Origin of the sequence: Burkholderia sp. Tr-862 (assembly GCF_011753085.1) — a bacterium.
In the GTDB taxonomy this organism is placed as follows: Bacteria; Pseudomonadota; Gammaproteobacteria; order Burkholderiales; family Burkholderiaceae; genus Burkholderia; species Burkholderia ambifaria.
The window spans coordinates 16,742-37,590 of sequence record NZ_VWWG01000062.1 but is presented as its reverse complement, the minus strand read 5'-3'; the positions used below and the strand labels follow the sequence as shown (position 1 = coordinate 37,590).

The following is a 20,849-nucleotide window of genomic DNA, read 5'->3' as shown; positions in this document are numbered from 1 at the left end:
TGCTCGCCGGCGCGCCGCACGCGTGGCTCGTCACGAGCTCCGAAGGTGTGCGCAACCTGCACGAACTTGCGCGCACCCACCTGAACGACGCCGAGATCGAAGCGCTGAAGCATGCGCCGCTCGTGACGCCGCACCCGCGCATCGAGCAAACCGCGCGCGCACTGGGTTTTGATAGGATTACGCTGACCGGCGCGGGCGATGAGCGCATCGTCCGCGCGTTTCGAACGATGGCCGACGAGGCCGTCCAACCGGCGACAGCCGCACCGGTGACTAAACGCATGACAGATACCAACGATTCCAAAAGCGTCGCTTCCCAGCCGGCCGCTGCCTCCGCGCCGCCGCCCAGTCCCCCTTATCTCGCGCAATCGCCCGCGCGCCGCGGCAGCAGCGCGGCGCTCTGGTTCGTCGTCGTCGTGCTCGGCTGCGCCGCGGGCGTGGGCGCCTACGCGCTGAACCGCAAGGTCGACCGGCTCGACGCCACGTTCGTCGCGCGCCAGAAGGCGCTCGACGCGCAAACGGCCGAGACCCGCATGAAGACCGAGCAGGCGCTCGCCGGCACGCACCAGGTCGACACGCAGCTCGCGCAGCTCGACGGCAAGCTCGCCGACGCGCAGAGCGCGCAGCAGGCGCTGCAGCAGCAGTACCAGGACCTGTCGCGCAACCGCGACGCCTGGATGCTGGAAGAAGTCGACCAGATGCTGTCGAGCGCGAGCCAGCAGCTGCAGCTCACCGGCAACACGCAGCTCGCGCTGATCGCGCTGCAGAATGCCGACGCGCGCCTCGCGACATCGCAGAGCGCGCAGGCCGTCACGGTGCGCAAGGCGCTCGCGCAGGACATCGAGAAGCTGAAGGCCGCACCGTCGGCCGACCTCACGGGCCTCGCGATCAAGCTCGACGACGCGATCGCGAAGATCGACGCGCTGCCGCTGTCGGGCGAGGCGATCGTTCCGCACGCGGCGCCGAAGGCCGCGCCGGCCGATGCCGCATCGTCGGTCGCGGCGGACACGCCGCGCTGGAAGGTGTGGTGGCATGACTTCTCGGCGGGCCTCGGCGAACAACTGAAGGGCCTCGTGCAAGTGCGCCGGATCGACAATGCGGACGCGATGCTCGCGTCGCCCGACCAGGGCTACTTCGTGCGCGAGAACGTGAAGCTGCGCCTACTCACCGCACGGCTGTCGCTGCTCTCGCGCAACGACACCGCGATGAAGGCCGATCTGCATGCCGCACAGGCGTCGCTCGGCAAGTATTTCGACCCGGCATCGAAGGACACGCAAACCGTCCAGGATCTGCTCCGGCAGGTCGACGGCGCATCGCTGACGGTCGCGGTGCCGAACCTGAACACGAGCCTGAACGCCGTTCAGCAGTTCAAGAGCCGGGGGTAACGATGACGCTTCGAGGAATCGTCTGGCTCGCGATCCTGTTCGGGATCGCCGCGGCACTCGCCACCGTCGGCCGTTTCGACGCGGGGCAGGTGCTGCTCGTCTATCCGCCGTACCGGATCGACGTGTCGCTGAACCTGTTCGTGATCACCATCGTCGTGCTGTTCATCGTCGTGTACGCGCTGCTGCGCATCGTGCGCAACATCTGGCGCATGCCGCAGCGGGTCGCCGCGTATCGTGCGCGTTCGCGCAACGAGAAGGCGCAGGCGTCGCTGCGCGATGCGATCGCGAACCTGTATGCGGGCCGCTTCTCGCGCGCCGAGAAGGCCGCGCGCGACGCGCTCGCGGTCGATGCGAACCAGGGCGCCGCGAGCCTCGTCGCGGCGACCGCCGCGCACCGGATGCACGAGTACACGCGCCGCGACGACTGGCTGTCGAAGGTCGATGCACCCGAATGGCAGGACGCCAGGCTGCTCGCCGCGGCCGACATGCGCGCGGATGCACGCGATGCCGACGGCGCGCTCGCCGCGCTGGCCGACCTGCAGGCGGGCGGCAAGCGCATCCATGCGCAGCAGGTTGCCCTGCGCGCGCAGCAGCAGTTGAAGAACTGGGCCGAGGTGCTGAAGCTCGCGAAGGCGCTCGAGAAGCGCGAGGCGCTGCATCCGGCCGCGGCCGTGCGGCTGCGCCAGCAAGCGGCGGAGAACCTGTTGCGCGAACGCCGGCACGACCCGGACGCGCTGCTCGAAGTGTGGCAATCGCTGTCGCCGCTCGAGCGTCAATCGCCGCGCCTCGCCGATCTCGCGGCCGAACTGCTGGTGCCGCTCGAGCGTCGCCCCGAAGCGCGCCGCATCGTCGAGGACGCGCTCGCGCACAACTGGGATGCGCGGCTGCTGCGCCGCTATCCGGATACGGCCGGCGGCGATGCGCTGCCGCTGATCCAGAAGGCCGAAGGGTGGAAGAAGGATCACCCGGACGACGCCGACCTGCTGTTCGCGCTCGGCCGTCTCTGCCAGCAGCAGCAGCTGTGGGGCAAGGCGCAGTCGTTCCTCGAGGCCGCGCTGAAGCAGGCCGACAACGAGGCGCTGAAAGTGCGTGCGCACCGTGCGCTCGCACGCCTGTTCGAGCATCTCGGCGAAACCGACAAGGCGGCGAAGCACTACCGCGAAAGCGCGCTCGCGATTACCGTGGTCTGACGCGGCGGCGGTCACCTGCCGCGCGTGGAAATGCCCCGAACGCCCATTGGCCTTCGGGGCATTTTTTATCCGGTGCCGCCTGGCAGGCCGGCCCGGACGCCGTGGTTCGCGCGCTTTTGCAGCACGGCGCCCGCGAGCGCGCTGTCGAGCCGGTAGACATCGTCGTGCGGCGCATCGGCGGGGGAGGGGCGCGACCCGGTCGGCTTCATGCTCGTGCGCGAGTGCGACGAGGTCCCGCCCACCGCATCACTTGTCGACGAGCCGCTTCGGCACCGACAGCGCGAGTAACCCGCCGAGCACGAGGAACGCGGCGAGCATGTACATGCCCGCGTCGTTGGCGCCGGTCGCCTGCTTGAGCCAGCCCATCAGGTACGGGCTCAGGAAACCCGCGAGGTTGCCGATCGAGTTGATCATCGCGATGCCGGCCGCGGCCGCCGCGCCGCCGAGGAACGCCGTCGGCAGGCTCCAGAACAGCGGCAGCGTCGTCAGGATGCCCATCGTCGCGAGCGTGAGGCCGAGCATCGCGAGCGCCGTCTGGTGCGCCCAGATCACCGACAACACGAGCCCGAGCGCGCCGAACGCGGCCGGAATCGCAAGGTGCCAGCGTCGTTCGCGTCGCTTGTCCGCGCTGTATGCGATCAGGATCATCGTGACCACCGCCGCCGCATACGGAATCGCCGACAGCAGGCCGATCGTGAACGTGTCGACCACGCCGGTCGCCTTGATGATCGTCGGCAGCCAGAAGCCGACGCCGTACAGGCCCATCACGAACGAGAAGTAGATGAGCGCCATCAGCCACACGCGCGGGCTCGCCATCACCGCGCCGAGCGGCAGGTCTTCCTTGGTCGCTTCCTCCGCGTCGACGTTGCGCGCGAGCAGCGCCTTTTCCTCGTCGGTGAGCCATTTGGCCTTCGAGATCCGGTCGTCGAGCGCGAAGAACACGAGCACGCCGGCCAGCACCGACGGGATCCCTTCGAGCAGGAACAGCCATTGCCAGCCGTGCCAGCCGCTCACGCCGTTGAACGCCTTCAGGATGAAGCCGGAGATCGGTCCGCCGATCACGCCGGACAGTGCGACGGCGGTCATGAAGAAGGTCGTCATCCGGCCGCGCCGGTGCGCGGGATACCAGTAGGTGAGATACAGGATCACGCCGGGGAAGAAGCCGGCTTCGGCGACGCCGAGCAGGAAGCGCATCACGTAGAACATCGCGGGCGTCGTGACGAACATCGTCAGGATCGAGATCACGCCCCACGTCGCCATGATGCGCGCGATCCAGACGCGCGCGCCGACCTTGTGCAGGATGATGTTGCTCGGGACTTCGAACAGGAAGTAGCCGAAGAAGAAAATCCCGGCGCCGAGCCCGTAGACGGTGTCGCTGAGATTCAGGTCGCTCGCCATCTGCAGCTTCGCGAAGCCGACGTTCACGCGGTCGAGATACGCGACCACGTAGCACAGCAGCAGGAGCGGCGTGAGCCGCCACGACACCTTGCGGTAGGTTGCTTCCTCGAATGCGCCGGACGAACCCGGCAGCGACTGCATCGATGTAGCCATGTTGTCTCCTGTCCTTGTCTTGTCATGTGCCGGAGCCGGCGCGTCGGCGCCCGATCCGGTGTCTTGCGAAGCAATGCCGATGCGTGGACGCGCCCGGCGATGCCGGCGCGCGCCATCACGGTCGTGCGGCTAGATGCAGCGCCCGCCGTCGACTTCGAGACAGACGCCGGTGATGAACTCGGCTTCGTCGGATGCGAGGTACAGGGCCGCGTTCGCGATGTCCTGCGGCGTCGAGAAGCGGCCGAGCGGAATCGTCGCGAGGAACCGGCGGCGATTCTCCGGCGTGTCCTCGCAGCCCATGAACTCGGTCATCAGGCCCGTCTCGCCGAGCACCGGGTTGATGCAGTTCACGCGGATCCGGTCGGCGCCGAGCTCGGCCGCGAGCGACTTGCTCGCGGTGATCATCGCGCCCTTCGTGCTGTTGTACCAGACGAGGCCCGGGCGCGGCCGCACGCCGGCCGTCGACGCGACGTTCACGAACACGCCGCCGCCCTGCGTGCGGAAATACGGAACCAGGGTCTGTACGCTCCAGAACAGGCTCTTCATGTTGACGGCGTACACGCGATCGAACTCGGCTTCCGTCACGTCGAGCACCGGCTTGTTGCGGTGCGTGGTGCCGGCGTTGTTCACGACGATCTGCACCGCATGGAAATCGTCGAGCGCGGCCTGCAGCAGCGCGCGCCAGTCGGCGTCCCTGGACACGTCGCCCGCGACCGCGATCGCCTTGCCGCCCGCCAGCGCGATCTCGCTCGCGACGCGCTCGGCCGCCGCTCCGTTCAGGTCGTTGACGACGACGTTCGCGCCTTCGCGCGCGTAGGTCTTCGCGATGCCCTCGCCGAAGCCCGAGCCGCCGCCGGTGACGATGGCCGTCTTGCCGCTCAACCGCATGGTGTGTCTCCTCTGTTGGATGCGTGCGTGGTGTGTCGGTGCGCGGCCGGTCGTTGCCGGCCGGGTTCAACGGGTCAGCCGTGCCGGATCGCGATTGTCTTCAGTGCGGTGAAGCCATACAGCGCCTCGAAGCCTTTCTCGCGGCCATGGCCCGAGTGGCCGACGCCGCCGAACGGCAGTTCGACGCCGCCGCCCGCACCGTAGTTGTTGATGAACACCTGACCGGCGCGCAGGCGCCGCGCGAGACGCAGCTGGCGCGCGCCGTCGCGGGTCCAGATGCCTGCGACGAGGCCGTACGGCGTGCCGTTCGCGAGTGCGACCGCTTCCTCCTCGTCGACGAAACGCATCGCGGCGAGCACCGGGCCGAACACTTCCTCCTGCGCGAGCCGGTGCGACGCCGGCACGTCGCGCAGCAGCGCGGGGGCCTGGTAGAAGCCGCTTTCGGGCGCGTCGGCGACGACCTGGCCGTGCCCTGCCATCGGAATGCCGTCATGCTGCGCGTCGGACAGGAAATCCCACACGCGCTGCTGCTGCTTCGCGTTGATCAGCGGGCCGCAGTCGAGATCCGCGCGGCTCGGGCCGACCCGCAGCCCGTTGAATGCGGTGGCGAGCCGATCAACCAGCGGCTCGTAGACCGCGTGCTCGATCAGCACGCGGCTGCCGGCCGAGCAGGTCTGCCCGCCGTTCTGCACGATCGCCGACACGAGCACGGGCAGCGCCGCTTCGAGATCGGCGTCGGCGAACACGATCTGCGGCGACTTGCCGCCGAGCTCGAGCGTGACGGGCACGTGGTTCTCGGCGGCCATCTGCGTGACCAGCTTGCCGGTCGCGGGCGAGCCCGTAAACGAGATGTGGTCGATGCCGGGGTGGCGCGCGAGCGCGGCGCCCGCTTCATGGCCGTAGCCGGTGACGACGTTGAGCGCACCGGCCGGCAGCCCGGCTTCGGCGGCCAGCTCGGCGACGCGCAGCACCGACAGGCACGCATCCTCGGCCGGCTTCACGACGCACGCGTTGCCGGCCGCGAGCGCCGCGCCGACGCTGCGCCCGAAGATCTGCATCGGGTAGTTCCACGGCACGATGTGGCCGGTGACGCCGTGCGGCTCGCGCACGGTCAGCACCGTATAGCCGGCCTGATAGGGGAGGGTCTCGCCGTGCAGCTTGTCGGCGGCGCCCGCGTAGAACTCGAAATAGCGCGCGAGCGCGGCGGCATCGGCACGCGCCTGCTTCAGCGGCTTGCCGGTGTCGCGCGCTTCGATCGTCGCGAGTTCCTCGAGATGGTCGGCGATGCGCGCCGACAGCCGCATCAGCACGCGGCCGCGCTCGGCGGCGCTCGCCGCGCCCCACGGGCCCGCGAACGCGTCGCGGGCCGCGGCGACCGCGCGCTCGATGTCGGGTGCCGTGCCGCGCGCGATCGTCGCGAACGGCTGGCCGTCGGATGGATCGACGACCGGGATTGTCTCCAGTTGCGCGGGCAACGTCCATTCGCCCGCGATGAAGTGCTTCGCTTCTTCCATGCCTGCTCCTCGGGTCCGATGCTTCGCGGCGACGTACGACGTCGCCCGTGGTTCGGTGGCCGGACATCCGGAACGATTATCGCGCCGATCGTCATCCGGACGCCACCGGTCGATTGGCTATAATGGCGCATTCCCTGCGGGGACGCCCGCGGCGGTGCAGCGCCCGCGGCGCCCTGTCCCGAATTCCATCGACCAACAGAGAGCGCTATGAGCTTTAATCATGTTCCGGCCGGCAAGGACCTGCCGCACGATTTCAACGTGATCATCGAGATCCCCGCGCAAAGCGATCCGGTGAAGTACGAGGCGGACAAGGAACTGGGTCTCCTCGTCGTCGACCGCTTCATCGGTACCGGCATGCGCTACCCGGTGAACTACGGCTACATCCCGCAGACGCTGTCGGGCGACGGCGATCCGGTCGACGTGCTGGTGATCACGCCGTTCCCGCTGCTGGCCGGCTCGATCGTGCGTTCGCGCGTGCTCGGCATGCTGCAGATGACCGACGAGTCGGGCGTCGACGCGAAGCTGGTCGCCGTGCCGCACGACAAGGTCTGCCCGATGACGGCGAACCTGAAGTCGATCGACGACGTGCCCGAGTACCTGAAGGACCAGATCAAGCACTTCTTCGAGCAGTACAAGGCGCTCGAGAAGGGCAAGTGGGTGAAGGTCGAAGGCTGGGCCGGCATCGACGCCGCGCACAAGGAAATCACCGACGGCGCCGCGAACTACCAGAAGTAAGCCGGTTGGCCGGCCTCGCGCCGGTTCGTTCGGAACGTAAACCGCGCGTGTCTCCTCAGGAGGCCGCGCGGTTTTGTTTTGTGCGCACGGTTTTCCGGCGGGCGGGCGCGGACGCCTGCGGGCGTGGGGTGGCCGGTGCCTGCTTCGTGCGTTTCGCGCGGGGTAGGGCAGCGGGTGACGTGGCCGCCTTGGTCGCTTCGGTCGCTCCGGCGGGTCGCGTGGTCGATGGACGGCGCCGCGTCGGTGCGCAAGCGGCGTCTTCGCGTGCGTTCGCTGCCGGTTTGCCGACGGCGGTCGATGCCTTCCTTTTTGGCGACGCGGCTGGAGGCGGGCCGGCCTTCTTTACGGGCGTACCACGCAACGACGTCTTTTTTGCGGTGGCGTCGCCGTCGGCTTTTGCCCGTTTCGCGTCCGGTGCGGCCTGGTTCGATTGCGTCGACTTCGACGCTTGTTTGCCGTTCGCAGGCTTCGCCGTCTCCACTGTCTTCACCGTCTTCGCGGCCGTTGCAGGCCCGGCGACTTTCCCCGCCTTCGCCTTTTTCCCGGCAACCGGTTCGGTATTAGCCGCCTTGGCCGCATCGCCGAGGTCTTCCGCGCGCCCCTTCTTCGGCCCGCGCGCCATCGCCTTCGGCCCGGCCGCATCGTTGCGCTCGTCGAGCGCGACCACCGCCGGCAACACCGATTCGAGCGTGCGCAAGCCGGCCGCCAACTCGCGCTTTTTCGCGGGCGTGAGCCGTTTCACCCAGTATTCGGCGCGCGACGCGCTGGACCGGTCGGGCAGAGGAAACGCCGCGAGCACCGCGCGCGGCTTGCGCGAGCGTGTATAGCGCGCGCCCTTGCCGGACGCGTGTTCGTCGAAGCGCGCGGCGACATCGGTCGTGATGCCCGTGTAGACGCTGTCGTCCGCGCATTCGATCAGATACAGAAACCAGGACATGGCAGGGCGGCGGGATGCGAAGCCGCCAGTGTCTCAGAAAAAGCGTGCGTCAACGCCACCGGTCGCCGTGCCCGTCGCGAAAGCGGCTCGGCGCCGCGCCGAGTTCGCGCGTGAAGAAGCGCGTGAATGCGCTCGTCGAACGGAAGCCGACGCGCACGCCGATCTCGCCGATCGGCAACTGCGTATTGAGCAGCAGGTCGCGCGCCTCGCCGAGCCGCGCCTGCGCGACGAGCGCATGGAAACCGACCGCTTCGCGATGCAGCCGCCGGCGCAGCGTCCAGCGCGACATCGCGAAGCGCGTGCACACGTGCTGCATCAGCGTATCGGTCGGCACGTCGGTGTCGTCGGAGGTGCGCAGCCAGTCGCGCACGCATTGTTCGACCGACGAGCCGAACGTCGAGCGTGCGCGCACGCGCTCGCGCGCGGCATCGGCCGCATGACGCTGGATGCCGGCGAGCGGCGCGTTGTAGCGCTCGAACGGCGTGTCGAAGTGCGCGGAGCGCAGCACGATGCGGTTGTGCGCGGCCTCGAACGCCACCGGTGCGCCGAGCATGTCGCGCAGCGCAGCAACGGGCGCGAACGCGCGGCCGGCGAATTCGGCGTCGTCGATGCGCACGTGCGGATCGTACAGGCGCGCAAGCGCCGCGAGGATCGCGAGATTGGCGAACGCGCTGCCCGCGTGCCGGCCGTCTCCTTCGTTCACGTACTCGAGCGCGATCGCGTCGCCTCTCTCGTGTGCGAAGACCCAGTCGACGTTGCCGATCAGCTCGCGATAGCGCAGGTAGCCGTGCAGCGCGCCGCGCAGCGTCGCCGCGTTGCACGTGATGCCCGCGAGCTCGGGAAACGGCACGAGCCAAGGCACGACCTGCGGTGGCGGGAGATGCCACGACAGCGGCCAGCCGCTCGTCAGCTGCATCGCGGCCACGTGCCGGTCGCCGGCGATGCGGCGCGTGTCGTCGGCGAGCTCGGCCGGCCCGATGCCGAGTGTCTCGTAAAGCGCAGCGGGATCGATGCCGTTTGCGCGCGCGTCCTCGCACAGCCAGCGGTAGATCCGCACGGATACCGATTTCTGTCTCAACTCCATGTCTGCCCCCTGTCGTCATGCCGTTCGGGTTTGTCCCCGCTGCGAGAGGTCAACGCATGCTCCTGCCGGTCAAGCGTGGTGACCGGTCGATTTTTAGACTCGACGCTGGAGTTTGGCGACCAGTACAACAGAACGATTCTGGAGGATCAATGAAAACTTCGCTGTTCCGGTGTTCGACGATTGCGTCCGCATGTGCGCTCACGATGCTGCTCGCGTCGTGCGGCGGCGACGACATCCATGCGCCGGCCGACCCCGGCGCGGCGGCCGACCAGCGCGCGGCCGCACTCGTCGCGCAACTGACGACCGACGAGAAACTGCAGCTCGTGCACGGTACCGGCATGCCCGCGCTCAACCTCGGTGGCCCGTTTCCGGCCGACGCGCTGAACGGCGCAAGCTACATCCCGGGCGTGCCGCGGCTCGGCATTCCGGCGCTCAGCAGCGCCGATTCGGCCGGCGGCGTGAACGTGAAGAATGCGCGCGTGACCGCGCTGCCCGCGCCGGTCGCGCTCGCGGCGACGTGGGATCCGGCGCTCGCGGGCACCTACGGCACGCGCATCGCGCTCGAATTGCGCGCGCTCGGGTTCGCGGAAGGGCTCGGCGGCGGCGTGAACCTCGCGCGCGAGCCGCGCAACGGCCGCACCTTCGAATACATGGGCGAGGATCCGGTGCTCGCGGGCACGCTGAGCGCCGCGCGCACGCAGGCCACGCAGGCGCAGAAGGTGATCGCGACGATCAAGCATTTCGCGTTCAACGACCAGGAAACCAATCGGATGACAGTCGATTCGGTCGTCGACGAGCGGACCATGCGCGAGGCCGAACTGCTCGCGTTCGAGATCGGCGTGAAGGACGGCCAGCCGGGCAACGTGATGTGCTCATACAACAAGCTGAACGGCGTGTATGCGTGCGAGAACCCGTATCTGCTGACGACCGTGCTGAAGAACGAGTGGGGCTTCAAGGGCGTCGTGCAGTCGGACTGGGGCGCGACGCATTCGACGGTCGCGGCCGTGCAGGCCGGGCTCGACGAGGAACAGCCCGGAGCGGCCGACGACGGCAACGCGCCGCTCGGCTCGTACTTCAATTCGAAGCTGCGCGCGGCGCTGCAGGCCGGCAGCGTGTCGGCCGCGCGACTGAACGACATGGTGCAGCGCAAGCTGCGCACGCTGATCCGCATCGGCGTGATGGACGCGCCGCCGAAGCCGGGCGGCGCGATCGACGAAGCCGCCGGCAATGCCGACGCGCTCGCGATCGCCCGGCAAGCGGCGGTGCTGCTGAAGAACGCGGCCGCGCCGGGCGACACGCAGCCGGTGCTGCCGCTGGCCGCCGGCACGCTCAAGTCGGTCGTCGTGATCGGCGGGCACGCGGATGCGGGCGTGCTGTCGGGCGGCGGCTCGGGTGCGGTGCCGGCGATCGACGGCAACGCGGTGACGTCCTGTCAGCAACCGGCCGACATGCTGTTCGGCGGGTGCGCGACCTGGTACAAGTCCGCGCCGCTCGCGGCGATCCGCGCGAAGGCGCCGAACGCGTCAGTCAGCTATCTCGACGGGACCGACGCGAACGCGGCGGCCACCGCGGCCGCGCAGGCCGATGTCGCGATCGTGTTCGCCACGCAGTGGCAGACCGAAGGCCTCGACCTCGCGAGTCTGTCGCTGCCCGATGCGAAGGCCGACCCGTACAACCAGCAATACGACCAGAACGCGCTGATCGCCGCGGTCGCCGCGAAGGCGAAGCGTGTGATCGTCGTGCTCGAGAACGGCAGCCCCGTGCTGATGCCGTGGCTTGCCAACGTGCACGGCGTGCTCGACGCATGGTACCCGGGCGCACAGGGCGGCCAGGCGATCGCCGACCTGCTGTTCGGCGACGCGAATCCGTCGGGCCGGCTGCCGTTGACGTTCCCGAAGCAGGAGGCCGACCTGCCGCAGCCGACGATCGACCCGTCGAATACGCAGAACGTCTATGCGGAAGGGCTCGCGTACGGCTATCGCTGGTTCGACGCGAAGGCGATCGAGCCGCTGTTTCCGTTCGGCTACGGGCTGTCGTACACGACGTATGCGTTGTCGGCGATGTCGGCGCGGGCGGACGCAGCGGGCAACGTGACGGTCGGCGTGACGGTGACGAACACGGGCACGCGTGCCGGTACGCACACGGTGCAAATCTACGCAGCACTGCCCGCGTCGCTCGGCGAGCCGCCGAAGCGGCTCGTCGGCTGGACCCGGGTCGCGCTGCAGCCGGGCGAGGCGCGCACGGTCAGTGTCGCGGTGCCGGCGCAGCGCTTCGCGGTGTGGGATGCGAATGCGCACGCGTGGCGGATCGGCGCGGGCAGCTACGGGCTGCTGGCGGCCGCGTCGTCGCGTGACCCGCAGGCGCTGTCGCAGACGGTGACGCTCGCCGCGCACTGAGTCGGCCGCGGTCGTGCGGCATGCGGCGAGGCCATGCGCGGCCTCGCCGCATGCCGGTATGCCGGATGACGCTAGCCGGTGCTGCGCCGGAACGGATCGTGTTCGCGAAGTTCGTCGACGTACGCGTGGATATGCTCGGTCTCGCGTGCGAGAAAATGCGCGACCGCATCGGAGAACGCCGGATGCGCGAGCCAGTGTGCGGAATGCGTGACGGTCGGCAGGAAGCCGCGCGCGAGCTTGTGCTCGCCCTGCGCGCCGCCCTCGAACGTATCGAGCCCGGCCTCGATGCAGAATTCGAGCAGCTGGTAGTACGCCGTTTCGAAATGCAGGCAGGGCACGTGCTCGAGCGCGCCCCAGTAGCGGCCGTACAGCGTGCCGCCGCCGTTCGCGCCGCGCCGGTAGACGGCGAGCGAGCTCGCGATCGGGCGGCCGTCGGCTTCGGCGATCACGAGCAGCAGGTTCTCCGGCATCGTCGCGCCGATCGCGCGGAAGAAGTCGAGATTCAGGTACGGGCTCGAGTAGTGTTCGCGGTAGGTCTGCCGGTAGCAGCGCGAGAAGAAGCGCCAGTCGGCATCGGTGATCCGGTCGCCGGTGAGCCGCCGGAACGTGACGCCGGCATCGCGCACCTTGCGCCGTTCGGCGCGGATGTTCTTGCGCTTCTTCTGCTCGAGCGTGCCGAGGAAGTCGTCGAGGTCGCGGTAGCCGTCGTTGAGCCAGTGGAACTGCACGCCTTCGCGCAGCATCATCCCTAACGATTCGAGCAGCCGCGCTTCGTCGCCGGTGGGGAACAGCACGTGCAGCGACGACACGTCGCTCTGCTCGGCGAACGCGAGCAGCGTGGCCGCGAGCCGGCGGCGTGCGTCGTCGTCGGCCGCGAGCAGCCGCGTGCCCTGCACGGGCGTGAACGGCACCGCGCACAGCAGCTTCGGGTAATAGGACAGGCCGTTGCGCTGGTACGCGTCGGCCCATGCCCAGTCGAACACGTATTCGCCGTACGAATGCTGCTTCGCGTAGACGGGCGCGGCGGCCGCGAGCCGGCCCGTGCGCGCGTCGGTCAGCGTGACGAAATGCGGCGACCAGCCGGTGTCGTCGACTGCGCAGCGCGCGACGTGCAGCGCGTCGAGGAATTCATGGCGCAGGAACGGCGTCGGCTGCGCGTCGCGCTCGAGCAGCGCGTTCCATTCCTCGGCCGGCACTTCCGCGGGGGACGACAGGATGCCCGTGCGATAATCGATGCGTTCGTGTTTCAAGCGTGAATCCGTACTGTTGGATGCCGCCGGATGCGTGCCGCCATGGCCCGCGTCCGGGACGATTTCGTCAGCCGTTCAGGGCGCGCCGCCGGGCTGCGCCGATCCCGTCATGAAGACCCGACTCGCTCTCGCCCAGATCAACGTCACCGTCGGCGATTTCGCCGGCAACGTCGCGCGGATCGTCGCGGCCGCCCGCGCCGCGCACAACGTTGGTGCGCAGCTGATGGTCGCACCCGAGCTCGCGCTGTCCGGCTATCCGCCGGAAGACCTGCTGCTGCGGCCCGCGTTCTACGCGGCGGCCGCTGCCGCGCTCGACGCGCTTGCCGACGCGCTGCGCCCGTTCGACGGGCTCGCGGTGCTGGTCGGTCATCCGTTGCGCGGTCCGGGCAGGGGACCGGGCAGGGATCTTGGCGACGATGCACGCGCGCCAGCCGTCGATGGTAATGCAAACCGCCCGATCGAGCGCGGCGTGCCGCCGGCCGATACCTACAACGCGGTGTCGCTGATCGTCGGCGGCGAGATCGCCGGCACCTACCGCAAGCAGGATCTGCCGAACGCCGACGTGTTCGACGAGAAGCGCTATTTCGCGACCGACGCCGAACCGCTCGTGTTCGAGCTGAACGGCGTCAAATTCGGCGTGATCATCTGCGAGGACGCATGGCATGCGTCGGCCGCGCAGATCGCGAAGGCCGCCGGCGCGCAGGTGCTGCTGATCCCGAACGGTTCGCCATACCACATGAACAAGGAGGCGCTGCGCATCGACATCCTGCGCGCGCGGATCCGCGAGACCGGGCTGCCGATGGTGTACGTGAACCTCGTCGGCGGCCAGGACGAGCTCGTGTTCGACGGCGGCTCGTTCGTGCTCGACGCGCACGGTGCGCTCGTCGCGAAGATGCCGCAGTTCGACGAAGGGCACGCGATCGTCGAATTCGACGGTGCACGCCCGCTGCCCGGCGCGGTCGCACCCGCGCTGCCGGTCGACGCGCAGGTCTATCGCGCGCTCGTGACCGGCGTGCGCGACTACATCGGCAAGAACGGCTTTCCCGGCGTGCTGATCGGGCTGTCGGGCGGCGTCGACTCGGCGCTGGTGCTCGCGGTCGCATGCGACGCGCTCGGGCCCGAGCGCGTGCGCGCGGTGATGATGCCGTCGCGCTACACGGCCGACATCTCGACCACCGACGCCGCGGAGATGGCGCGGCGCGTCGGCGTGCGCTACGAGGAGATCGCGATCGCGCCGATGTTCGACGCGTTCCGGGCGGCGCTCGCGGACGAATTCGCGGGCCGCGCGGAGGACGCGACGGAAGAGAACATTCAGGCGCGCATCCGCGGCACGCTGCTGATGGCGCTGTCGAACAAGTTCGGCTCGATCGTGCTGACGACCGGCAACAAGAGCGAGATGGCGGTCGGCTACTGCACGCTGTACGGCGACATGGCCGGCGGCTTCGCGGTGATCAAGGACATCGCGAAAACGCTGGTCTACCAGTTGTGCCGCTATCGCAACGCGACCGCCGACTACGGGCAGCGCGACGTGATCCCCGAGCGGATCCTCACGCGCGCGCCGTCGGCCGAGCTGCGCGAGAACCAGACGGACCAGGACAGCCTGCCGCCGTACGACGTGCTCGACGCGATCATGCGGATGTACATGGAGGAGGACCGTCCGCTCGCGGAGATCGTCGCGGCCGGTTATGCGGAGGCCGACGTCGCGCGCGTGGCGCGGCTCATCAAGATCAACGAATACAAGCGCCGCCAGGCGCCGATCGGCATTCGCGTCACGCATCGCGCGTTCGGGCGCGACTGGCGCTATCCGATCACGTCACGCTTTACCGAACGTCTCGACTGAGCGGTGCTGGGCCGTACGCGGCCGGCCGGCTTACAATCGGGATCGCGATTGTGCATCCAAACGAGCATTGAGGGACAACCATCATGAAACGCATCACCGCCATCATCAAGCCGTTCAAGCTGGACGAAGTCCGCGAAGCGCTCGCCGAAGTCGGCCTCACGGGGCTGACCGTGACGGAAGTGAAGGGCTTCGGCCGCCAGAAGGGGCACACCGAACTGTATCGGGGCGCCGAATACGTCGTCGACTTCCTGCCGAAGATGAAGATCGAGGTGGTCGTCGCGGAAGCGCAGGTCGACCAGGTGATCGACGCGGTCATCGGCGCGGCGCGCACGGGCAAGATCGGCGACGGCAAGATCTTCGTGTCGGACGTCGAGCGCGTGATCCGCATCCGCACCGGCGAAGAGAACGAAGCGGCGGTCTGAGCGCCGCACTCGGCCGATCAGGTCGATCAGGCCGCGGATCGCACGATTCCGGCCCGCCAATAAAAAACGGTGCGATACCCGGGTGGGTACCGCACCGATACGCGCCTCTCGCAGCAGCGTGGAAAGTGTTGTCGAATCGTTCTCTGGACGGCGCCTGATCAGAACAGGTGCTGGATGCCGGCGTAGACGCCGGTCTGGCTGCCGCCCGGATGCGGGTTGCCCGTCGATACGGCGGTGCCCGCACCGTTCGCGTTCAGGCCGAAGTTGGCCGTCGAGCTGTTGCGCACCGTCGCGACCTGCAGGTCGAACAGCGTGCGCTTCGAGATGTTGTACGAACCGCCGACCGTGTAGATGTTCGCGTTGCCGCCGCCGTGGTTCGCATTCACGTGGTACACGGCTGCGATCAGCGCAGCTGCCGGCGTGGCTTGCCACGTCACGCCGCCCCAGACCTGCTGGGTGCCGGTGATGCCGTTGTTGACGGCCGGGCCGCCACTGCCGTCCGCGTGCGACGACTGATAAGCCGCTTGCAGCTTGAACTGGCCGAGGAACACGTTCAGGCCCGCGAAGTATTCACGCGAGTAGTTGAACACGTCGGAGAAGCGGCCGTTGCTGTCGCGCGTTTCGTCGTAGATGCCGCGCAACTGGAACAGCGAGTTCGTGTACGTGACCTGCGCACCGGCCGCACGGCCCGGCTGACCGGCCGTCGTGTTGCCGTTGAAGCTGGTCGAGTTCGAGAATGCGAACTGGCCGTAGAAGTCGAGGCCGTAGAACTGCGGCGACTGGTACGACACGTTGTTGCTGGTCTTGTTCCAGTTGCGGCCGCGCACGAGCGATGCCGACGACCAGCTCGACTGGCCCAGCGGATCGAAGTCCCACACGCCGTTCGCGATCGCGAGTTCGCGACCCAGCAGCAGCGTACCGTAGCGGTCGTTGGAGATGCCGACGGTCGCGAAACGATCCCAGATCGAGCCGCTCGTGCCGAGCCCGCCGTTCATCGTGTTGAACGCGCCTTCGAGGTGGAACAGGACCTTGTTGCCGCCGCCGATGTCCTCGCTACCCTTCAAGCCCCACAGGCTCGTGCCCCAGTCGCCGCTTTCCGCGCGCACTTGGTGGCCGTTCTGCAGGCCGTTCAGGTACTCAAGGCCGGCATCCAGGCGACCGTACAGCGTGACGCTGCTCTGCGCGTGCGCCGTAACCACCCCAGCAGCCATCAGCGCGGCCGCGACCAAAGCTTTCTTCATCATCTCCTCCATACCCTGTCAAAAAGTCAACCCAGACTGCACGAGATGCCCGGCGCTGCGAGCGTCGGGCAAAAGCGAAAAGCGGGATAACCAGGGAGACCTCGTGCAGGGCCGGTAAGCGCGGCACGCGGGCAAGCGGACGGAAAAACCGTTGAGCGGTCCCGCGCGGCCGGGTCGGCTTGCGGGGTCTCCTTGTTGTGTCGTGAAGCTAAACTACATTTCACGAACTTCGTTTTGCTACTTTGGTTACTAATTTAGCAAAAATACAATTTTGTGGCGATGGAAATCGTTGTTTGACTAACACGTGTCGCCAATTTGCCATGCAACAGAGTGCACGGCGGCAGCCCACAGGCCCGACGGTTCCCGGAAACCCTTGTCCGACAAGGGAGACACGGATTCGGCGATGATGGGTCAAGGATTGCCACTATTGACGTTGCCGGGGCGCGAGCGTAAGCGTCGGAGAAGCGAAATTGGTAAGTATTTCGTAATAAATCAGGCGTGGCCTACCGACGCCGGGCCGCGCCTGAAACGACGCTGAAACGCTCGTGCGGCATGGGCCCTCGACCGCCGGGCAAGCGCGCCCGGCTCAACCCTGCGCCGGTCGTGCAGCGAGCAGTTGCGCGCGGATCCATCGGTGCGCATCGGTGCGTGCGTGCTTCGCATGCGAGTAGACCTTCACCGTGTAGCGCGGGATCTCGAACGGCGCGGGGAAGATGCGGATCGGCGCCGCCTGGCGCAGCGCCTGCGCGGCGCGGTTCGGCACCGTCATCAGCAGCGTCGATTCCGCGATCGCGAACGGTGCGGCCAGCACGCTCGGCAGCTGCACGGCGACCTGCCGCGCGAGGCCGAGCCGGTCGAGCACGTAGTCGACGACGCCGCGCGACTCGTTCCACGGCGTGACGACCACGTGGCGTGCCGCGAGATACTGGTCCAGCGTCAGCCGCCGGCGGATATCGGGATGCGCGGCGCTCGCGATCACCACGTAGTCGTCCGAGAACCAGTCGAAATCCTCGATGCCCGGCGAGTCGGCGGCCGACTCCTCGTGATAGCCGAGCGCGAAATCGATGCGGCCGGCCGCGAGCTCGTCGATCGAAATCTTGCGCTCGGAATGGACGACGCGGATCCGCAGCCGCGGCGCGACCCGCTCGATGCGCGCGAGCAAGGCCGGCAGCACGGCGAACGCCGTGTAGTCGCTCGCGGCGAACACGAACGTGCGGTCGCTTTGCGCGGGATCGAAGCGGCGCGCGCGGGCGAGCCCCTTCGACATCGTGTCGAGCGCGTCGCCGGCCCAGGTGGCGATGTCGTCGGCGCGCACGGTCGGCTGCATCTCGTTGCCGAGCCGCACGAACAGTGCGTCGCCGATCGCGTCGCGCAGCCGCGCGAGCGCGTGACTCAGCGCGGACGGGCTCATCGCCAGTTCGTGCGCGGCCGCGGCCACCGACCGGTGGCGGTACAGCGCGTCGAACGCGAGCAGCAGGTTCAGGTCGAGACGGTGCAGATTGGGATGCATCATGTTCATGTCCGGATGAAGAAACTGCACTTCCTGCAGTTGAGCCGGGAACGTAGCATGTGGATCTGACCGACGCCACGCGCATTTGCGCGGGCGACGCTGCATTCCGTTTCCCGTCCGGGCCGAAGGAGGGCTCCCAGCCGTGCAAATCGACATCCGTTGCGCCACCGTCACCGACGTCCCGCAAATCCTGCGTTTCATCACCGAGCTGGCCATCTACGAGAAGGCGGAGCATGAAGTGGTCGCGACGCCCGCGTCGCTCGAGCGCAGCCTGTTCGGCGAAGGCTTGCCCGCGCGTGCGCTGATCTGCGAGGTCGACGGCGAGCCGGCCGGCTTCGCCGTGTATTTCTTCTCGTATTCGACGTGGCTCGGCCGCCAGGGGCTGTATCTCGAGGATCTGTACGTATCGCCGCGCTTTCGCGGCGCGGGCGCCGGGCTGCGGCTGCTGAAGGCGCTCGCGCGCATCGCCGTGGACACCGGCTGCGGGCGGTTCGAATGGAGCGTGCTCGACTGGAACGAGCCGGCGATCCGCTTCTACGAAAGCGTCGGCGCGGCGCCGCAGAGCGAATGGGTGCGCTACCGGCTCGCGGGCGATGCGCTGCGCGCGTTCGCGGACGGCGCGCCGGTGGACGCCGCGTAAACGCGAAACGGGCGCCGCCTGGCGCCCGCTCGTGTGTCGTACCGCGACGCGCGCGTTACTTGAGGCTGCCCGACAGGAACCCGCGCAGGCGCTCGCTCTTCGGATTCGCGAACACCTCGGACGGCACGCCTTCTTCCTCGACGCGCCCCTGGTGCAGGAACATCACGTGATTCGACACGTTGCGCGCGAAGCCCATCTCGTGCGTGACGACGATCATCGTGCGGCCTTCCTCGGCGAGCTTCTGCATCACCTTCAGCACTTCGCCGACGAGTTCCGGGTCGAGCGCCGACGTCGGCTCGTCGAACAGCATCACGTCGGGATGCATCGCGAGCGCGCGCGCGATCGCGACGCGCTGCTGCTGGCCGCCCGACAGGTGTGACGGATACTGCTTCTCGACGCGCGGCGCGAGACCGACCTTCTCGAGATACGCGCGGGCGCGATCCTCGGCTTCCTTCTTCGGGATGCCGAGCACGTTGACGGGCGCTTCCATCACGTTCTCGATCACGTTCATGTGCGACCAGAGATTGAAGTGCTGGAACACCATCGACAGCTTGGTGCGCACGCGTTGCAGCTGTTTCGAATCGGCCGCGCGCAGCGCGCCCGTCTTGTCGGCGGTGGTGCGCACTTCCTCGCCGTCGACGACGATGCGGCCCGCGTTCGGCTGTTCGAGGAAGTTGATACAGCGCAGCATCGTGCTCTTGCCGGAGCCGGACGAGCCGATCACGCTGATCACGTCGCCCGAGTTCGCCTTCAGCGATACGCCCTTGAGCACCTCGTTGTCGCCGTACCGCTTGTGCAGATCGTCGACGAAAAGCTTCTGAGTCTGGGAATTCATATAGTCCTGCGAAAACTTACTTGCCTTGCGGGCGCAGATACGCGAGCCAGCGACGCTCGGCCTGGCGGAACAGCCACACGAGCATGAACGAGATCACGAGATAGAGCAGGGCGGCGATGCCGAATGCATGGAACGACATGTAGGTCGCCGAGTTCACGTCGCGGGCGATCTTCAGGATGTCCGGCACGGTCGCGGTAAACGCAACGGTGGTCGCGTGCAGCATCAGGATCACTTCGTTGCTGTAGAGCGGCAGCGCGCGGCGCAGCGCGGACGGCAGGATCACGCGGCGATACATCGTGAAGGTGGACATCCCGTATGCGCGCGCGGCTTCGATCTCGCCGTACGAGGTCGCCTTGATCGCGCCCGCGAAGATCTCGGTGGTGTACGCGCAGGTGTTCAGCGTGAACGCGAGCAGCGTGCAGTGCATCCCGTCGCGGAAGAACGAATCGAGCAGCGGCGTGCCGCGCACGAACTGCAGGCTGTAGAGGCCGGTGTAGCAGAGCAGCAGCTGCACGTAGAGCGGCGTGCCGCGGAACACGTACGTGTAGAGCCACACGGCGCGCGACAGCCACTTCCTCTTCGACACGCGGGCCACCGCGAGCGGCACCGACAGGCAGAAGCCCAGGCCGATCGACACGACGAGCAGCCACAGCGTGATCGCGACGCCGGTGATCCGGAAGCCGTCGGTATAGAGGTAGTTGCGCCAGTATTCTTGGATGAGTTCGATCATAGGTCAGCCTTGCGGACACCGGTCGAGTAGCGCTTTTCGAGCCACATCAGCACGAAGTTCGAGATCGTCGTGATGGCGAGGTACACCGCACCGGCGATCAGCGTGAAGAAGAAGAACCGCAGCGTGCCCTTGCCGGCGTCCTGCGACGCCTTGACGACGTCCGCGAGGCCGATGATCGATACCAGCGCGGTCGACTTCACGAGCACCTGCCAGTTGTTGCCGATGCCCGGCAGCGCGAAGCGCATCATCTGCGGGAACATGATTCGCGCGAACACCTGCCAGTTGGTCATCCCGTACGCGCTGCCGGCCTCGAGCTGGCCGCGCGGCACCGACAGGAAGGCGCCGCGGAAGGTCTCGGTGAAGTACGCGCCGTAGATGAAGCCGAGCACGAGCACGCCGGCGAGGAACGGGTCGATGTCGATCTGGTCCCAGCCGAGCGCGTCGGTCGCGGAGTTCAGCCAGATCTGCAGGCTGTAGAACAGCAGCAGCATCAGCACGAGATCGGGTACGCCGCGGATCAGCGTCGTGTAGACGGTGCCGATGCCGTTCGTCACGCGGTTGCGCGACAGCTTCGCGCCCGCGCCGAGCAGGCCCAGCAGGAACGACAACGCGAGCGACAGCACCGCCAGTTTGACGGTTTGCCAGGTGCCTGCGAGGATCAGCGGGCCGTAACCTTGTAGAAACATAGAGTGGTCCCTGGTGTG

The 20,849-nt window shown here is 68.0% G+C and carries 19 protein-coding genes; 7 read left to right on the top strand and 12 right to left on the bottom strand.

Features of this window, described 5'->3' with window-relative positions:
* A partial coding sequence (gene hemDX / locus F3J14_RS18320) for a fused uroporphyrinogen-III synthase HemD/membrane protein HemX (RefSeq protein ID WP_166724217.1) occupies positions 1-1,382 on the top strand: 1,382 nt, incomplete at its 5' end.
* Positions 1,383-1,384: 2 nt separating this feature from the next.
* A complete protein-coding gene (locus F3J14_RS18315; protein ID WP_166724216.1) occupies positions 1,385-2,572 on the top strand; it encodes a heme biosynthesis protein HemY in 1,188 nt (395 codons plus the stop codon).
* A 65-nt stretch (positions 2,573-2,637) separates the two neighbouring features.
* On the opposite strand, the gene F3J14_RS18310 is transcribed toward F3J14_RS18315, so the two are convergent.
* From F3J14_RS18310 to F3J14_RS18295, 4 genes are all read right to left on the bottom strand, one after another.
* Positions 2,638-2,781, bottom strand: a complete 144-nt coding sequence (locus F3J14_RS18310) for a DUF4180 domain-containing protein (RefSeq protein ID WP_247682241.1) — start codon at positions 2,779-2,781, stop codon at positions 2,638-2,640.
* A 37-nt stretch (positions 2,782-2,818) separates the two neighbouring features.
* Positions 2,819-4,123, bottom strand: coding sequence for an MFS transporter (locus tag F3J14_RS18305; protein ID WP_165751849.1), 1,305 nt, complete (start codon positions 4,121-4,123; stop codon positions 2,819-2,821).
* A gap of 129 nt (positions 4,124-4,252) precedes the next feature.
* Positions 4,253-5,011, bottom strand: coding sequence for an SDR family oxidoreductase (locus F3J14_RS18300; protein WP_166724215.1), 759 nt, complete (start codon positions 5,009-5,011; stop codon positions 4,253-4,255).
* A gap of 74 nt (positions 5,012-5,085) precedes the next feature.
* Positions 5,086-6,525, bottom strand: coding sequence for an aldehyde dehydrogenase family protein (locus F3J14_RS18295; protein WP_166724214.1), 1,440 nt, complete (start codon positions 6,523-6,525; stop codon positions 5,086-5,088).
* 207 nt (positions 6,526-6,732) lie between these two features.
* Here F3J14_RS18295 and ppa point away from each other — a divergent pair, with 207 nt between their 5' ends.
* Positions 6,733-7,260: an inorganic diphosphatase gene (gene ppa / locus F3J14_RS18290; protein ID WP_014896363.1), complete on the top strand. Its 528-nt coding sequence runs from the start codon at positions 6,733-6,735 to the stop codon at positions 7,258-7,260.
* Between the two features lie 55 nt (positions 7,261-7,315).
* Here the strand turns inward: ppa and F3J14_RS18285 are convergent, their stop codons facing one another.
* Positions 7,316-8,197 (bottom strand): GIY-YIG nuclease family protein, encoded by an 882-nt coding sequence (locus F3J14_RS18285; RefSeq protein WP_166724213.1) that lies wholly within the window; start codon positions 8,195-8,197, stop codon positions 7,316-7,318.
* A 49-nt stretch (positions 8,198-8,246) separates the two neighbouring features.
* Positions 8,247-9,281 carry an AraC family transcriptional regulator gene (locus tag F3J14_RS18280; protein WP_166724212.1) on the bottom strand — a complete coding sequence of 345 codons (1,035 nt, stop codon included), beginning with the start codon at positions 9,279-9,281 and terminating at the stop codon, positions 8,247-8,249.
* A gap of 149 nt (positions 9,282-9,430) precedes the next feature.
* Between F3J14_RS18280 and F3J14_RS18275 the strand changes: the two genes are divergently transcribed.
* Positions 9,431-11,677 (top strand): glycoside hydrolase family 3 C-terminal domain-containing protein, encoded by a 2,247-nt coding sequence (locus tag F3J14_RS18275; protein WP_166724211.1) that lies wholly within the window; start codon positions 9,431-9,433, stop codon positions 11,675-11,677.
* Between the two features lie 71 nt (positions 11,678-11,748).
* On the opposite strand, the gene F3J14_RS18270 is transcribed toward F3J14_RS18275, so the two are convergent.
* Positions 11,749-12,927, bottom strand: a complete 1,179-nt coding sequence (locus tag F3J14_RS18270; protein ID WP_166724210.1) for a GNAT family N-acetyltransferase — start codon at positions 12,925-12,927, stop codon at positions 11,749-11,751.
* 109 nt (positions 12,928-13,036) lie between these two features.
* On the opposite strand from F3J14_RS18270, the gene F3J14_RS18265 reads away from it, so the two are divergent.
* Together F3J14_RS18265 and F3J14_RS18260 are read left to right on the top strand one after the other, a co-directional pair.
* A complete protein-coding gene (locus F3J14_RS18265; protein WP_166724209.1) occupies positions 13,037-14,767 on the top strand; it encodes an NAD+ synthase in 1,731 nt (576 codons plus the stop codon).
* 83 nt (positions 14,768-14,850) lie between these two features.
* The gene (locus F3J14_RS18260; protein WP_006398637.1) at positions 14,851-15,189 is read left to right on the top strand and encodes a P-II family nitrogen regulator; all 339 of its coding nucleotides are present in this window, start codon (positions 14,851-14,853) and stop codon (positions 15,187-15,189) included.
* A 158-nt stretch (positions 15,190-15,347) separates the two neighbouring features.
* On the opposite strand, the gene F3J14_RS18255 is transcribed toward F3J14_RS18260, so the two are convergent.
* Both F3J14_RS18255 and F3J14_RS18250 read right to left on the bottom strand, forming a co-directional pair.
* The gene (locus tag F3J14_RS18255; RefSeq protein ID WP_166724208.1) at positions 15,348-16,433 is read right to left on the bottom strand and encodes a porin; all 1,086 of its coding nucleotides are present in this window, start codon (positions 16,431-16,433) and stop codon (positions 15,348-15,350) included.
* A gap of 583 nt (positions 16,434-17,016) precedes the next feature.
* A complete protein-coding gene (locus F3J14_RS18250) occupies positions 17,017-17,943 on the bottom strand; it encodes a LysR family transcriptional regulator (RefSeq protein WP_166724207.1) in 927 nt (308 codons plus the stop codon).
* A gap of 139 nt (positions 17,944-18,082) precedes the next feature.
* On the opposite strand from F3J14_RS18250, the gene F3J14_RS18245 reads away from it, so the two are divergent.
* Positions 18,083-18,580: a GNAT family N-acetyltransferase gene (locus F3J14_RS18245; protein WP_166724206.1), complete on the top strand. Its 498-nt coding sequence runs from the start codon at positions 18,083-18,085 to the stop codon at positions 18,578-18,580.
* A 55-nt stretch (positions 18,581-18,635) separates the two neighbouring features.
* On the opposite strand, the gene F3J14_RS18240 is transcribed toward F3J14_RS18245, so the two are convergent.
* The 3 genes from F3J14_RS18240 to hisQ are packed head-to-tail and all read right to left on the bottom strand — an operon-like array spanning position 18,636 to position 20,831.
* A complete protein-coding gene (locus F3J14_RS18240) occupies positions 18,636-19,415 on the bottom strand; it encodes an ABC transporter ATP-binding protein (RefSeq protein ID WP_166724205.1) in 780 nt (259 codons plus the stop codon).
* Positions 19,416-19,431: 16 nt separating this feature from the next.
* A complete protein-coding gene (locus tag F3J14_RS18235) occupies positions 19,432-20,145 on the bottom strand; it encodes an ABC transporter permease (protein WP_166724204.1) in 714 nt (237 codons plus the stop codon).
* Positions 20,142-20,831, bottom strand: coding sequence for a histidine ABC transporter permease HisQ (hisQ, locus tag F3J14_RS18230; protein ID WP_006762401.1), 690 nt, complete (start codon positions 20,829-20,831; stop codon positions 20,142-20,144). Before hisQ ends, F3J14_RS18235 begins: the two co-directional genes overlap by 4 nt.
* Positions 20,832-20,849 lie beyond the last annotated feature (18 nt).